At 63.3% G+C, this 14,042-nt stretch carries 13 protein-coding genes; 8 read left to right on the forward strand and 5 right to left on the reverse strand.

The features are described 5' to 3' along the window. The first annotated feature begins 162 nt into the window (after window positions 1–162). Both ELS24_RS13655 and ELS24_RS13660 read left to right on the forward strand, forming a co-directional pair. Window positions 163–690, forward strand: coding sequence for a sugar ABC transporter (locus ELS24_RS13655; RefSeq protein ID WP_127184415.1), 528 nt, complete (start codon window positions 163–165; stop codon window positions 688–690). Window positions 691–796: 106 nt separating this feature from the next. Continuing rightward, window positions 797–1,642 carry an MBL fold metallo-hydrolase gene (locus tag ELS24_RS13660; protein WP_127184416.1) on the forward strand — a complete coding sequence of 282 codons (846 nt, stop codon included), beginning with the start codon at window positions 797–799 and terminating at the stop codon, window positions 1,640–1,642. 67 nt (window positions 1,643–1,709) lie between these two features. On the opposite strand, the gene ELS24_RS13665 is transcribed toward ELS24_RS13660, so the two are convergent. Both ELS24_RS13665 and ELS24_RS13670 read right to left on the reverse strand, forming a co-directional pair. After that, window positions 1,710–2,324 carry a hypothetical protein gene (locus ELS24_RS13665; RefSeq protein WP_127184417.1) on the reverse strand — a complete coding sequence of 205 codons (615 nt, stop codon included), beginning with the start codon at window positions 2,322–2,324 and terminating at the stop codon, window positions 1,710–1,712. Window positions 2,325–2,371: 47 nt separating this feature from the next. Further along, window positions 2,372–2,764 (reverse strand): VOC family protein, encoded by a 393-nt coding sequence (locus ELS24_RS13670; RefSeq protein WP_127184418.1) that lies wholly within the window; start codon window positions 2,762–2,764, stop codon window positions 2,372–2,374. A gap of 214 nt (window positions 2,765–2,978) precedes the next feature. Between ELS24_RS13670 and ELS24_RS13675 the strand changes: the two genes are divergently transcribed. Next, on the forward strand, window positions 2,979–4,664 hold the full coding sequence (locus tag ELS24_RS13675; RefSeq protein ID WP_127184419.1) for a sensor domain-containing diguanylate cyclase: 1,686 nt from the start codon (window positions 2,979–2,981) through the stop codon (window positions 4,662–4,664). A gap of 531 nt (window positions 4,665–5,195) precedes the next feature. Here the strand turns inward: ELS24_RS13675 and ELS24_RS13680 are convergent. From ELS24_RS13680 to ELS24_RS13690, 3 genes are all read right to left on the reverse strand, one after another. Beyond that, complete coding sequence (locus ELS24_RS13680) at window positions 5,196–6,119, reverse strand: ADP-ribosylglycohydrolase family protein (RefSeq protein ID WP_127184420.1); 924 nt, start codon at window positions 6,117–6,119, stop codon at window positions 5,196–5,198. Window positions 6,120–6,137: 18 nt separating this feature from the next. Further along, window positions 6,138–6,581, reverse strand: coding sequence for a DUF695 domain-containing protein (locus ELS24_RS13685; RefSeq protein WP_127184421.1), 444 nt, complete (start codon window positions 6,579–6,581; stop codon window positions 6,138–6,140). Between the two features lie 88 nt (window positions 6,582–6,669). Next, window positions 6,670–7,611: a LysR family transcriptional regulator gene (locus ELS24_RS13690; protein ID WP_127184422.1), complete on the reverse strand. Its 942-nt coding sequence runs from the start codon at window positions 7,609–7,611 to the stop codon at window positions 6,670–6,672. A 98-nt stretch (window positions 7,612–7,709) separates the two neighbouring features. Here ELS24_RS13690 and ELS24_RS13695 point away from each other — a divergent pair, with 98 nt between their 5' ends. The 5 genes from ELS24_RS13695 (at window position 7,710) to ELS24_RS13715 (ending at window position 13,967) form a co-directional block, all read left to right on the forward strand. After that, window positions 7,710–8,807, forward strand: coding sequence for a mandelate racemase/muconate lactonizing enzyme family protein (locus ELS24_RS13695; protein WP_127184423.1), 1,098 nt, complete (start codon window positions 7,710–7,712; stop codon window positions 8,805–8,807). 59 nt (window positions 8,808–8,866) lie between these two features. Then, window positions 8,867–9,859 carry a Bug family tripartite tricarboxylate transporter substrate binding protein gene (locus ELS24_RS13700; RefSeq protein WP_050449462.1) on the forward strand — a complete coding sequence of 331 codons (993 nt, stop codon included), beginning with the start codon at window positions 8,867–8,869 and terminating at the stop codon, window positions 9,857–9,859. Between the two features lie 92 nt (window positions 9,860–9,951). Then, window positions 9,952–10,464, forward strand: coding sequence for a sigma-70 family RNA polymerase sigma factor (locus ELS24_RS13705; RefSeq protein WP_127184424.1), 513 nt, complete (start codon window positions 9,952–9,954; stop codon window positions 10,462–10,464). Further along, window positions 10,461–11,426 (forward strand): FecR domain-containing protein, encoded by a 966-nt coding sequence (locus ELS24_RS13710; protein WP_127184425.1) that lies wholly within the window; start codon window positions 10,461–10,463, stop codon window positions 11,424–11,426. The genes ELS24_RS13705 and ELS24_RS13710 overlap by 4 nt, the downstream gene beginning before the upstream one ends. 84 nt (window positions 11,427–11,510) lie before the next feature. Beyond that, window positions 11,511–13,967 carry a TonB-dependent siderophore receptor gene (locus ELS24_RS13715; protein ID WP_127184426.1) on the forward strand — a complete coding sequence of 819 codons (2,457 nt, stop codon included), beginning with the start codon at window positions 11,511–11,513 and terminating at the stop codon, window positions 13,965–13,967. Window positions 13,968–14,042: the final 75 nt, after the last annotated feature.

A 14,042-nucleotide genomic window follows, 5' to 3' on the forward strand; every position in this document is an offset into this window, starting at 1 on the left:
GGCTCGTTGATGGGGGCGCGCTTGAAGCAGCTTGAGTCAATGTCACTGAAGGCTGATTTTATATCGCTATATACACGGTAGAGGCGGGTTTAGCATGACCTTACTGCAATGAAATGGGTTTGAGTGCCGAAAGCGCCTAGCCCGTGACGAAGGATTTTCCTGATGATCTATACCGTGGAATGCAGCTTCGCTGATCCCAATAGCGAAGCCGAATGGAACGACTTCTACAGTGCTGAAAAACTACCCGCCCTTATATCGGTCACGGGCTTTCACACGTCGCAGCGCTTCAAGGCGTTAAGCGTTGATTGCCCGATCTACCTGGCCCTGCACACGATTGACGGCCTGGATGTTCTGACGGGCGAGGAATACCGCCAGAAGGGCGGCGGCAATTTCGCAAGGTGGCAACAGCACATCACCGACTGGCACCGAAATCTGTACGGAGATATTGGCCATGCGCCAGCGGTCAGTAAGGACGAACTCCTTGTGCTGTGTGCAAGCTGCGCCGAGCCTCTGATCCAGATGGGCCTTACCCCCTTGGCCATGCGAGCCGTTGCGCTCGAGAAGTTTCCGGAGCGTCGTTGGCTGGGCAAACTGCCTTGGCGACAGGCTCGGTTAATCGAGCGCTTGCCTGAAGACGTTCACTTGTATGCGCCGATGACGGAACAACTGACAAGTTGCCGCAGCGCGTAAACCAACGCCATCACGCGCTGTGCTGATTGAAAGGCGCGCATCCGTTGTTCGGTTATGCAGCGCTGAATATTCAAGCCCGATACTACAAAGTCCACCGGAGAAATTTGTGTCCGCCAATCCATTTCCAAGCCAGCAAGCCGGGGATTTCACGGTTACCGCCCTCAGCGACGGCTACCTAGCCGCCAGCCTGGACTTGCTTTCGAATATCGAGCCGGGCGAGGCCTGCAGAATGCAAAATGCCGCGGGCCAGAACGAGCCGACCGCTGTCCATATCAATGCCTACTTGGTCCGCGGGGCGGGGCGCACCATGCTTATCGACGGCGGGGCGGGAGGGATTAAACAATGGGGTGGCCGGCTGCTATCGAATTTATCGCTGGCTGGCGTCGAACCCTCCGACGTCGACACCCTTCTGCTTACACACGCCCATCCCGATCACGTCGGTGGGCTGGTGGACGCAGCCGGACAAATCGTCTTTCCAAATGCGCAGCTTGTGGCGCATCAGCGCGAGCTTGCCTTCTGGCAGGATGACGGAAATTTAAGTCGTGCCAGCGAGCGCGCGCGCGGCAACTTCCTGATCGCGCGTAGAGTATTCGACGGCTACCGAAACATGCTCCGCACTTTCGAGGAAGGCGAGGTGGTTTCCGGTATCAGAGCCTTGCCGCTACCGGGGCACACGGATGGACATTCCGGATATCTTTTCGAATCTTCCGATCAGAGCCTGCTTGTTTGGGGAGATATTGTTCATTTTCCCCACATCCAGATTGAACGGCCGGATGTTTCGATTGCCTTTGATCAGAATCCTTCCCTTGCCGCCGCCACGCGATCCCGGTTGTTGGACATGGTCAGTTCAGAGAAACTCTTGATCGCCGGCATGCATTTGGGGGAACTTGGCTTCGCGCGAATAAGACAAAGCCGCGGGCGCTACGGCCTGGTGTATGAGACCGAGGCATGAAGCCCCCAAGCGCTGACCCGTCCTACCTGGACGCGGGGCAAACTCCATATGCGGGCGCCTTGCGCCGTCAATCCCTGTGCGCCAGCGCTTGGATAAAACCGCTGCACAACAGATGATCGTAGCTGTATTCGGCACGAGGGCTGGCACAGTTCACGCTGCTGGCGGGCAGGGCCAGCGCGGTCAGCGTCAGCGCAGCCATGAACATGATCCCGGCGAGCTTGGGTAGCGCGGACGCCAGGAACTGCCGTCTGCGGTCGCGCGGCAGGCGGCGGATGGGTTGGTTCAGGTCGAAGGCGTCTTGAAGCCGGCGCGCACGATCGTTGAACAGAAACTGGCGCCATTGCATGCTGGCGATGCAGAAGATCACCGGGAAGAAAAAGCCCAGGATGAGCGCTACGACGCCGCGGTTGCCAATGATATTCAATTGCCCCAACGCGGCGACGCCGGCGATGCTTGCCAGCGACAGCGTCGCAATCAATGTTGCCACTGCTCGTTCCGCCGCGACCTCATTTTCCTGGGCCTTCGTCCACAGCTCAAACCGGCGCGGTTCCCAAAACATGGCGGGATCCTCGGGAAGCGCCGGATCTCGCTCGTCATCCTGTCGAAGGTAAACGCTGAGTTTGCCCAGGCCGTAGGCGACGATGCCTACAATGATTGCCGTCATTTGTACTGCAAGCGTCATGTTGGAACCCTGAAAAGTTGTCTGTCCGGGGGCGAAGCGTTAATTCCTCAGCCTTGCACCGGCGTGCACAGTTCCACCAACGTGCCGTCAGGGCAGCGCAGGTACGACACCACTTGCCCCCACGGCTTGGCGGTCGGCGCGCTGAGTTCCGTTGCGCCCAGCGACAAGGCCTTGGCGTGGGCGGCGGCAACGTCGTCCGTCACAAAGCGGACCTCCATGCCCAACGGCTTCGGCGACGCTGACGCTTCGATGTGCCCCGTGGCGAAGTTCATTGCAGCCAGTTCATGCGCGGCGAACGATAGCGTGGTGGCGCCGGTATCAAGTTCTCCGTACGTTTTGGATTCGTGCAGGAATCGCACCGGAAAGCCAAAGGCGGCTTCAAAAAAAGACAACGACGCCGCTACGTCAGGCACGTAAACGATGGTGTATCCAAATTTCATGAGGTGTCCTTGAAAGCCAGGGTTGCGCGCCGACAAACAGGTCGGCGTTGATCGTGGGCATGATACGTGGGCGTTGCGGGGTGCCGACGTACTTGCGACCGCCCGGCCACAAGAATCCAAAAAAGCCCACGCAATTGTAGTGAGGAATGTGACAAAATGTCAGGCACGTTCCGTCCGGCTGTACCGGTGAATTCCGTATTGATCAGGTTCTGAAATGACCGTTATCGGTGATCCGTACCTAATCCAACCCCCTGGCGATGGCTCGGGCGGCGCGCAATGCAAACCCGACGGTTCTCTGGACCGGCTCGTGCGTCTTGCCCGGCGCCTGTTTGATGTGGACATGGCAATCCTGGCAGGCACCGACGTCGATGGCGAATGGCAGGTGGCGGATGGCACACCGCCCGCGAGCTCGCTGCCCTGGTCCATCGAATGCCCGGTGCGTGCCGCCGACGAGCGCCTGCTGGGCAGCTTGCGGCTGCTGCATGGGCAGGCGCGCGATGTCACCGAGGAAGACAGCCAGGCCCTGACGGACCTGGCCGGCCTGGCGGCCGCGGCCATTGAACAGCGCCATATGCGGTTGAGCGAGCGCGCCGACGAAGACACCTGGCGCGAAGAAGCCCGAAAGCTGTCGCTGGCCATCGCGGGTAGTGGCACGGGTGTTTGGGACCGCGACGTGGTGACAGGCGAGATCACCTATTCGCCCGGCTGGAAGGCCTTGCTTGGCTATTCCGAATCAGAACTCACGACGCGTATCGAAGACGCCTACAACCGCCTGCATCCGGACGACCTGGACTACGTGCGCGCCGCCATGCAGGACCATTTCGACGGCAAGACCGACAGCTATGAAGTCGAACACCGCATCCGTTGCAAGGACGGCAGCTACAAGTGGATCTGCAGCCGTGGCAAGGTTATCAGCCGGGACCCAGCGGGCAGGGCGCTGCGGATGATGGGCACAACCACCGACATCAGCGCGGTGCGCGCCATGTCCGAGCGGCTCAAGCGCACGGCGGACCTGGTCGTCAACCTGACCGACGCCGTGCCCGGCCTGGTCTTCCAGTGTCGGGCGGTGCCCGAGGGTGGCTCGTGGTTTTCGTATGTCAGCGCGGGCATCCGGGACATGTTCGAGCTTACCGCCCATGACGTGCTCGCCAGCACCACCGCGATCGAACAACGCATTCATCCCGAGGACCTGGCCGCCTATCGCGCATCGCTGCATGCGGCGGCGGCCGCGCTGACGCCGTGGCACCTGGAGTTCCGCGTCTGCCTGCCGGTGCAGGGCCTGCGGTGGCGGCAGGGGGCCGCCAGCCCGCGCCTCGACGCCGACAATGGCGTGGTGTGGCACGGGTTCGTCACGGACATCACCGACCGCAAGCGCGCTGAATTCGAATTGCGCGAGCTTGCCGCCACGGACGCGCTGACGACCCTGCCCAACCGCCGCCACTTCATGTCGCACATCGCGGCCGAGCTCACGCGGATCAAGGGGCGGGGCGGCCTGGGTTCGGCGGTGCTGATGTGCGACCTGGACCACTTCAAGCACATCAACGACACCTGGGGGCACGCCATCGGCGATGGCGTGCTTCAGCATTTTGCGCACATGCTGCGCGCGCAGTTGCGCGATACCGACCTGGTGGGGCGCATCGGCGGCGAGGAGTTCGCCGTCGTGCTGCCCGATACCGACATCGAAAGCGCGCACCTGTTCGCCCGGAACGTGCAGCGCCAGATGGCTGACAGGCCGTACCTGTTGGGCGAGCGGCACATACCGCTGACGGTCAGCATCGGCATTTCCACATTGCATACCAACGACGACGACGCCGAACTGGCGCTTAGCCGCAGCGACCGTGCGCTGTATTACGCCAAGCAACGGGGGCGCAATCGGATCGAATCGGTGGAGTTCAGATAGGAAAATCCGCTGCACCCTTCGTCCGCGTCGACCACGTCAATGCGACTGCGCCTCCGGAAAATCCTGCGAAGGGCTGCGAGATCTCGAGAAGACGAAAGGAATGACTACATGGGAAATGAAAGCCCTATCCTTCTCAGGAAGTCCTGGTCTGCACCACGTTAGCCAAACTAAGCGCGTGGCGAAATCCTGCAATTCGGAATTGCGGCTGAAACGCTTACCGTTCGCCTCAGCCAACGGCCTGATAGGTACAAACGTGCGATCGGAATATCCGGCGGCGAGAATCGCCACCGTTTCATCCTCGCCGCTAGGCTTGGGAACCTCAAAGCTACGCAGCTCTGCGCAACTCAGCGGAGGCGCACTAACCAAGTCCGGATTCGCGCCTTTGCCGGCGCATCCGCCCAACGCGATAGCTACGCCTATTGCCGCCAGTGATGCTCGCACTTTGCCTTTCTCCAATCGTGGGGATGGCGAGCATAGATGCACTTGGATGTCAGGAGTATTTCTTGAGCCGGCAAGCGAATTGAAGGCTGTTCAGATCTTCGCCCACAGGGACTCAACGAGCTTTTTCCCGCGCAGTGCCGCGAGCCAGCGGTCGGGGATTGCGGCTTCACCGTAGAGCAAGCCCGCCAAACCGCCGGCGATAGCTGCCGTCGTATCCGTGTCGTTCCCCAGTGCAATCGCGCGCTTTACGCAGTCTTCGTAGCTGCGGGTCGACAGCAGGCAATGAATGGCCGACCAGAAGCTGTCGACCACATAGCCCGACCCTTGTGGAGGATAGAAACGGCCGTCCAGTACGATCTTCAACTCGGCTTCTTCCACCAAGCCGGCATAGCGTCCCAGCAATTCATCTTCCGCCGCGCGGACGGCATCAGGTGCTGACTGGCCTTCCAGGATGCCCATCCCCGTGAGGCAACATAGCGCGCAGCACAATTGCGCGCGTATGTGCCCGTGCGTAATCACGCTTTGCTTGAAGGACAGGGCAATTGCACTATCGCGCGAAGGCGCCACCATTAGCACTGGCAAGCATCGCATCAGTGATCCATTGCCGTTGTCTCGCTCATCCGCAGGGCCGGCGGCGGCAGGCGCGGCGCCTGAAGTCAATGCCTGGAATGCCCGCTGCGTTTGCAATCCAATATCAAAGACCTTGCCGTCGGGGGTGAATCTTCCATCCCGGGCCCAGTCAAGCAGATTGATGGCGAGTGCGTGAAGATCGAGATCCCGATCGCGCAATAGCGCATCCAACAGAGCCAGCGCCTGGGCGCCGTCATCACTCCATGTGCCCGGTGGCACGCCGGCATGGGCTCGATCGAAGCCAGTGGGCGGCGTCATCTCGATATCGGAATGCGGAGGGATTGATTCCGGGCCGTGGAATTCATAGGGAACGCCTAGGGCGTCGCCCACCAATAGCCCCAACAGGCATCCGCGCAGGCGGTCTTGGTCAGAGTGGGTTATCACGGTAAATGCTGCTTATCGTCAATGAATCTGTTCCGAGCCTTCGGGCTGCAATTCCGACAGCCCATTCCAATCGGGGTCTTTGAACATGCGCAGATTTATGGGATAGACCGGGTGCCCTGCCAGGCATTCGTTGAAGGCGTCCAGAAAGGCCTCAACGTTCGGGGTGTAGTAACGCCACTCCTTCAGATGATTGCCGGTCAGGCAAGCCACCTGCACACCGACATTGGAATTCTCGAAGCCGTTCTCGATGGCTTCTTCAAAGCGATTGGTGTTTTGCTTGTCTTCGTCATTGGGCATGCCGGACTCGATGCCCGTATACGGCCAGGAGATGATGATCAGGTTCTCATTGATCTGACGATCAGGCGCCGCCGGCAGCCCGGTACGAAAACGAACGATGACCGACAAACCGTTGACGCGGGTTTCACCCACGGCCCAGAGATCGCCAGGAAAAATACTGCTCATTGAATGCCTTCCTATATAGAAACCGAACCGGCGGGTTCAGCGCTTGGTTCCGAGCAAAGCTAGTCATCAAAAGAAAGAAGCGCGAAGTCTATCGCAAGCCAGCAATCCCAGGCTGTGGGCCAAACGTGCCGCCCGCTTGCGTCGTAAGCCGCGCCTGTTCCGCCAACCCTGCCTGAAGCAATTGCGCCGGCCCACTCATGGCGCGGTCTTTCGACCACACCACCGCAAGCACTGGGTCCTCCAGTGACAGCAAATGCCGCGCCACCAATCCCTGGCGCTCCGCATACTGCGCGCCGAGACTTTCAACGATGGCCACGCCCAAGCCTTGCGCCGCCAGCGCGCAGGCCGCCGATGATTGCGCCACTTCGATGATTGGCCGATACGGCAGCCCTCGCGCTTCCAACGCCTGGCGGGTTGCGCGGCCGGCGGGCAGGGCGGGGGCCAGCACGATCGGGCCGGCGTTGGCGACTTCTTCCAGCGTCAGCGCCGACTCTCGCGCCCAGGGATGATCTTGCGCCATGACCGCATGCAGACCCAACGGCGCCAGACGCTGGCTGCTGACGCGGTCGATGTCGGACGGTGCGCCGATGATGATGCCCAGGTCGATGCGGTGGTCGACCGCCATTTCGATGATCTCCAGCGCGGTGCCGGCGCGAACGGTTACCGCTACCGACGGATGCGCCTGTCGCATGCTGGCCAGAGCCGGGGGCAGCAGGCTCGACGCCGCTATCGCCACCGCGCCCACGTCCAACCGCGCCAGCGCGCCTTGCCGGATATCGACGGCGAGCCGGTCGACGGCTTCGATGCCGGCCAGTGCGTTGAGCACCTCGGGTATCAGCGCACGGCCCTGGCTGGTGAGGTGCAGCCGGCGGTTCTCGCGGCTGAACAATGCGAAGCCCAAGCGGGTTTCCATGTCACGCAACAGCGCGCTGGCGGCGGGCTGGGTCATGTTGACCGACGCCGCGGCGGCGGTGACGGTGTCGTGCCGATACATGGCGCGCAGCAGCAGGAGTTCTCGCCGGTTGAGCATATGAATTTCATATGAAAATAGTCAATTCAGCTATTTGACCATATGAATAAGGCGCCGCCAGAATAGCCGGATCGCATTCTGCTTCTTCAGCTATCGCCATGCCCGCCAACACTATCGTTTCCGTCACTTGCATCCCCCTGCGCCTGCCGTTTCATCACTGGAGCCCGTCGCCGCTGTTCGCCGGCCGGCCGCGCAACAAGCTGGACAGCGCGCTGGTGCGTGTGCAGACGGAAGACGGCACGGTGGCCTGGGGCGAGTCGTATTGCGTGGAGCCGCGCGCCTTGGTCGCAATTTTTGAAACCCTGATCGCGCCGCTGGCTTGCGGACGCGACGCGGATGACGACACCTTGCTGCCGGGCATGCAGCGCACGCTGCACAACCTGGGGCGGTCTGGGCCCGTGGTACATGCGCTGGCCGGCCTGGACATCGCGCTGTGGGACCTGCGCGCCAAGCGGGCGGGGGTGCCCTTGCATCAGTTACTGGGCGGCAAGCGCCGCGAGCGCGTGCGCGTCTATGCGTCGCTGCTTCAGTACTACGGCAATGCCGAGCGCCTGGACGCGGTGACGACGCGCGCCATGAACGAAGGCTATACCGAGATCAAGCTGCACGAGCGCACCGCCGATGCGCTGGCCGCCGTGCGCCGCAGCACGGGGGCGGGCGTGCCCATCATGGTGGACACCAACTGCGCCTGGTTGCCTGGCGAAGCCGAAGCCGCCATCGCCGCCATGCGCCCGCATGACCCGTTCTGGATCGAAGAGCCGCTGTGGCCGCCGGAGGACGATCGCGCGCTGGCCCGCTTGAAGCGAGCCTGCGGCGTGCCGCTGGCCGTGGGCGAGAACGCCAGCAGCGTCACCGACCTGGAACGGGTGGTGGACAACGAAGCCGCGCAGTACGTGCAGCCCAGCGTCATCAAACTGGGCTTGACCGGCGCGTGGCACATCGCGCAGAAGTGCGCGGAAACGAACGTCATCTGCGCGCCGCAGGTGGCATTTTTTGGACCGGGCTATCTGGCCAGCCTGCACCTGATCGCGGCGCAGCAGGCCGAGGTATCGCTGGAACGCCTATACGTGGAACTGGCCCACGTGCCTTATGGGCGCAGCGTGCCCATCGCAGACGGTTGGGTGCAGGTGCCGGACGGGCCCGGGCTGGGTGCGGACCCGGAAGCGGAACTTGCCGAAGGCCGGTTCAGCGCCTGACACGACGACAACGCGAGCCCAAAGAGGCCGCATCAAAACATAAACCTGGAGACAACAACATGCATTCATCGCGCAGAGTGTTCTTGATCAACGGCACGGCCATGGCAGTGGGCGCGGCCGCGTTGCCCTGGAGCTTCGCGGCACGCGCCGCGCAGTATCCGGACAAGGCGGTGCGCTTGTACATTCCCTATCCGCCGGGCGCGGCGACCGACACGCTGGGCCGCATGGCGGGCCAGGTGTACGCCGAAGCGCTGGGCCAGCCCTTCGTGGTTGAGAACCGGGGCGGCGGCGGGACCACGATCGGCACGCGCGCGTTGGCGGTGTCGGCGCCGGACGGCTACACCATCGGCATGGTCGACTCCACGTTCACGATCAACCCCGCGCTGTTGGGCGATCGCCAGCCCTACGACGCGATCAAGGACTTTGCGCCGATCTCGCTGATGGCGACCGCGCCGTTCGTGATGGTGGTGCATCCGTCCGTCAAGGCCACCGACGTTGCCGCTTTTGTTGCGCTGGCCAAGGCGCAGCCGGGCACGCTGTCGTTCGGGTCGGCGGGGGTGGGCAGCGGTCCGCATCTGGCGGGCGAGCAACTGCGCCAGCAGGCGGGCGTGGACGTGCTGCACGTGCCGTATCGCGGCGGTGGCACCGTCATCACCGACCTGCTGGGTGGCCAGGTGCAATTCGCCTTCGCCACGGTTCCCACACTGCTGGAACACATCAAGGCGGGGCGCCTGCGGGCCTTGGCGGTCACGAGTCCCAAGCGCGTCAGCCAGTTGCCGGACGTGCCGACGTTTGCCGAGGCGGGTCTGCCGGGCGTGGACATCTCGCCCTTGTTCGGCCTGGTGGCGCCCGCGGGCGTGCCGGAACCGATCATCGAGCGGCTGTCGAAAACGCTGGCCGATTCCGTGCGCAACGGCGCGCTGCGCGACAAGCTGGCGGGCTTGGGTTTTCAGCCGGTGGGCAGCACCCCGGCAGAATTCGCGCAGCGGATAAAGGACGATGTGGCGAAGTGGACGGGCGTGATTCAGCGCGGGGGGATCAAGGCGGAGTAGGGCTTGCGGGCGGCTGGTGGCGATTGTCTTGGAGGGCGATCCACGTTATAAATGAGTGTTATTCCTATTAACATGCCTGTCGCCCACCCTCCATGGATTCACCCGCGAACCAGAACGTCCACCGGCTTTACGCGGAACACCATGATTGGTTGCTGGGCTGGCTGATCCGGCGCGTGAACAATCGCGCCGACGCCGCCGATCTGACGCAGGACACCTTCTGCCGCGTACTGACGTCGGCCACCTCCACCCCCATCGCCGAACCTCGTGCCTACCTGCTGACGTTGGCGCGCCGGCTGACCATCGACTTGTGGCGGGCGCGTGATGTTGAAGCGCGCTACCTGGAAGCGCTGGCGCACGAGCAGGAACCGGTGGCCGTGTCGCCCGAAACGCTGCTCATGCTCAAGCAAGCCGTCATGGAAATCGATGCCTTGCTCGACGGCCTGCCCGTGCCGGTGAAACATGCGTTCCTGCTGAACCGCCTTGACGGCATGACCCATCCCGCCATCGCGCAAACGATGGGTGTGTCGCTGGCCACGGTCGAGCGGCATGTGAAACGGGCATTCCTGCATTGTCTTGCCGCGCGGCGGGTGGCGGATTCCCGATGAATACGCCACCCGCAGGCGACGCGCTGACAGAGCGCGCGGTCGACTGGATCGTCTTGCTGACGTCGGGGCACGCCTGCGACCACGATCGCCAGCGCTTCGAGCACTGGCTCGCCAGCCATCCGGACCACGCGCGTGCGTGGGCTGAAGTAGACGGCCTGATGCGCCAGCCCCTTTCCCGGCTACGCGCGGCAGCGGGCGATGCGCCCGGCCCGGCGCGTGCCGCCCGCGCCACCTTGCTGCAAACCAGCGGTCTGGATCGGCGCCGGGTGCTGAAGCTTGCGATGCTGGTGGGCGGCATCGCCACCGGCGCGCTAGTCACCGACCGCTACATTCCGCTGGCCGGCCTGTCCGCCAGTTACGCCACACGGACCGGCAAGCGTCAGACCTACGCGCTGGCCGACGGCTCTGTGCTGACGTTGAACGCGCGCTCGGCTGTCGACGTGCATTACAACGACGCGCAGCGCACCGTCGTGCTGCGCCAAGGCGGCCTGTACGCCGAGGCGCGCGCCGGCGACCGGCCCTTCGTGGTGCGTACGCACCACGGCGAAGTATCGGCCCACTCGACCCGGCTGGCGGTCAGCCAGTTCGACGACTACGCCGTCGCCAGCGCGATTGAGCATTCGTTGCTTGTGCGCCCGGCGCGCGGCGATCCCATGGCCTTGCCGCAGTCCGCAACGGCGGCCTTCGATCAGGATCGCGCTTGGGCACGCGAGGATGGCGCGCAGGATGCCTGGCGCAACGGCATTCTGAGTGTGCGCGACGCGCGGCTGGACGAGGTCGTGGCTCAGGTGCGGGCGTATCAGCCCGGCCTGATACGGGTCTCGCAACGGGCTGCCGCGTTGCGGGTGTTCGGTGTTTTTCCGCTGGACGACCCGGACCGGACACTCTTGGCGCTGAGCCAAACGCTGCCGATCCGGATGCAGCGCTTTGGGCCGTGGCTGACGCTTCTGGATGCGGCATGACAGGGCAATGAGGGGATTGGAGGCCGGTAGCCGTCATGACTAATGACGCAACCGAATTCCCTATCCGAAAAACCTCCCGCAACTATGAAATTTCCCCTGACTACCGCCGCGACGCTCGTCGCTGGCGCGCTGAACGCCTGCCTGATGGCACCCTGCGCATATGCCCAGAATGCTCCCGTGGGCGTCGGGCAGCGGGCTGCCGTTGCCTATGACCTGTCCGCCGGCCCGTTGACCGACACCCTGAGCCGGATCTCGTTGCAAAGCGGCCAGACCATCTCCGCGGGCGCGGAGCTGGTGGCTGGCCGGCAAGCCGCGCCGGTGCGCGGCGTGCTGAGCGCCGAGGGGGCGGCCCGGCAGGCGCTGGCGGGAACCGGCCTGGAGCTTGTCGTGACAAGCGCTGGCGTGCTGACCGTGCGCCCGCTGCCCGCCGTGGGCGTGGTGACGTCGCTTGAACCCGTCCTGGTCAGTGCCAGCGCCATCATCCCGCCCAGCGAAGGCACCGGTTCCTACACAATCCCCGAGTCCACCTCGGCTACCCGAATGAGGCTGACGATGCGAGAAACGCCGCAGTCAGTCAGCGTCATCACACGCCAGCAAATGGACGACCAGGGCATCGTCAACGTGGCGCAGGCGCTCGAGCAGACGCCGGGTATTACGGTCAGCCAGGACAACTCCGAGGGTTACAGCTTTTACTCGCGCGGCTTTCAACTGTCGAATTTCCAGTTCGACGGCCTTCCCAGCCTGTCCAGCGACGGCGGCAACGTCCGCGATAACTACAGCATCACGAACTCGGTCATTTATGACCGCATTGAAGTGCTGAAGGGCGCCACGGGCCTGGTCAACGGGGCAGGCTATCCCTCGGGCGTGGTCAACTTCATCCGCAAGCGTCCCACCCAGGAATTCCAGGGCAGCCTGTCGGCGGGAGCCGGTTCCTGGGACCGCTACCGCAGCGAAGTCGATCTGGGTGGCCCCTTGAGCGAAAGCGGCAAGCTGCGAGGCCGCGTCGTGGGCGCCGCCGAGACCCACGGCAGCTTCATGGACCATGCCAAAGGCACGGAGTCCATCGGCTACGGCATCCTCGAAGCCGACCTGTCGCCCCGCACCACCGCGTCGTTCGGCGTGGACTACCAACAGAACCGGAATGACGGCACCACCAACACCCACCTGCCTTCGCTGTTTTCGGACGGCTCGCAAGTGACGTTCTCGCGTTCGACCAACCCGGCCGACAAATGGGCATGGCGCAACCAGGACACCACGCGCCTGTTCGCGGACATCAGCCACAGGCTGGACAACGGTTGGAACTTCAAGCTGGCCGCCGCGCACCGGGACTACAAATCGCGCGAGCTGATCTCGGGCATGGGCAGCGCGACGGTGGACGTGGTTGACCACAGCGTAAGCCACGGGTTCTATCCCGGCGGCGCCGCGCGTTTTGACACGGACTCGCGAGAAAACAGTATCGACTTCCAGGCGTCTGGCCCCTACACGCTGTTTGGCCGTCAGCACGACTTGGTGGTCGGCTACAACGCGGCGCGCACGCACGCGCAATCCCGCCGCGAGGACGGTGACACCGACCTGTGGATCGATGATGCGTTCAACTGGAACAACAACGCCACGGAGCCCGGCTCGTACGCCTGGTGGCTGACGCAAGACATGCAGGTCAATCAGAAGATCCTGTATGCCGCGACCGTGCTGCATCCGACAGACCGCTTTGCGTTCATCCTCGGCGGCCGCCTGACGAACTATTCCTGGAGCCAGGACATCCGGTATGCGAACGGCCGTTACGTTGGCTACTCGACGAACGTGAGTAGAAAACTCATACCCTACACGGGGGTTACCTACGATCTGGATGCGAACCACACGGTGTACGCCAGCTACACCGACGTGTTCAAGCCCCAGGCCTACAACTTCGATGCGAACAACCGCCAGCTTGACCCGCTGACGGGCAAGAGCATCGAGCTTGGCGCCAAGGGCGAGTATCTGGACGGGCGCTTGAATGCCAGCGTCGCGCTGTTCCAGCTCAAGCAGGACAACGTTGCCGAGCCCGACCCCAGTGGCGCCTCGACGCCCACCGGCGGCGCGGCTTATATCGCGGTGCCGGGCGTAACCACGCGCGGCCTCGAACTGGAAGTCTCCGGCGAAGTGTTGCCGGGCTGGCAAGTGAACGCGGGCTACACCTACAGCCGTTCGCGCGACCGCGACGGCCAGCGCGTCAGCACCACACAACCCGAGCATCTCTTCAAGCTGGCGACGGCCTATCGCCTGCGGGGTGACTGGCACCGCCTGACCGTGGGCGGAAACGTGCACTGGCAAGGCAATACCTACTTCACGCAGGAAGTGGACGCGCGCAACCACCGCTTCACCCAGGACAGTTACGCCGTTTTTGGTCTGATGGCGGGATATGACTTCAGCAAGGACTTGCGCCTGACGGTGAACGTGAACAACGTGCTGGACAAGCACTATTACTCGGGCATGGGCAACTACAACTCGGTCTTCTACGGCGCACCGCGCAACGTGTTCGCGCAGTTGCGCTACAAGTTCTGATCCGGCTCAATGATGTGCTGGATGGCCTGGAAGCGGCTGAGGGGGCCATTCAAAGATGGCCCGGCGCGCACGCCG

The organism is Achromobacter spanius, from assembly GCF_003994415.1.
Lineage (GTDB): Bacteria > Pseudomonadota > Gammaproteobacteria > Burkholderiales > Burkholderiaceae_B > Achromobacter > Achromobacter spanius_C.

Excerpts from the sequence above, each read along its gene's own strand:
- ELS24_RS13700 (WP_050449462.1), top strand. The coding sequence starts at position 8,867 with ATGCATTCATCGCGCAGAGTGTTCTTGATCAACGGCACGGCCATGGCA.
- ELS24_RS13715 (WP_127184426.1), top strand. The coding sequence starts at position 11,511 with ATGAAATTTCCCCTGACTACCGCCGCGACGCTCGTCGCTGGCGCGCTG.
- ELS24_RS13665 (WP_127184417.1), bottom strand. The coding sequence starts at position 2,324 with ATGACGCTTGCAGTACAAATGACGGCAATCATTGTAGGCATCGTCGCC.
- ELS24_RS13655 (WP_127184415.1), top strand. The coding sequence starts at position 163 with ATGATCTATACCGTGGAATGCAGCTTCGCTGATCCCAATAGCGAAGCC.
- ELS24_RS13695 (WP_127184423.1), top strand. The coding sequence starts at position 7,710 with ATGCCCGCCAACACTATCGTTTCCGTCACTTGCATCCCCCTGCGCCTG.
- ELS24_RS13675 (WP_127184419.1), top strand. The coding sequence starts at position 2,979 with ATGACCGTTATCGGTGATCCGTACCTAATCCAACCCCCTGGCGATGGC.
- ELS24_RS13670 (WP_127184418.1), bottom strand. The coding sequence starts at position 2,764 with ATGAAATTTGGATACACCATCGTTTACGTGCCTGACGTAGCGGCGTCG.
- ELS24_RS13710 (WP_127184425.1), top strand. The coding sequence starts at position 10,461 with ATGAATACGCCACCCGCAGGCGACGCGCTGACAGAGCGCGCGGTCGAC.
- ELS24_RS13705 (WP_127184424.1), top strand. The coding sequence starts at position 9,952 with ATGGATTCACCCGCGAACCAGAACGTCCACCGGCTTTACGCGGAACAC.
- ELS24_RS13685 (WP_127184421.1), bottom strand. The coding sequence starts at position 6,581 with ATGAGCAGTATTTTTCCTGGCGATCTCTGGGCCGTGGGTGAAACCCGC.
- ELS24_RS13690 (WP_127184422.1), bottom strand. The coding sequence starts at position 7,611 with ATGCTCAACCGGCGAGAACTCCTGCTGCTGCGCGCCATGTATCGGCAC.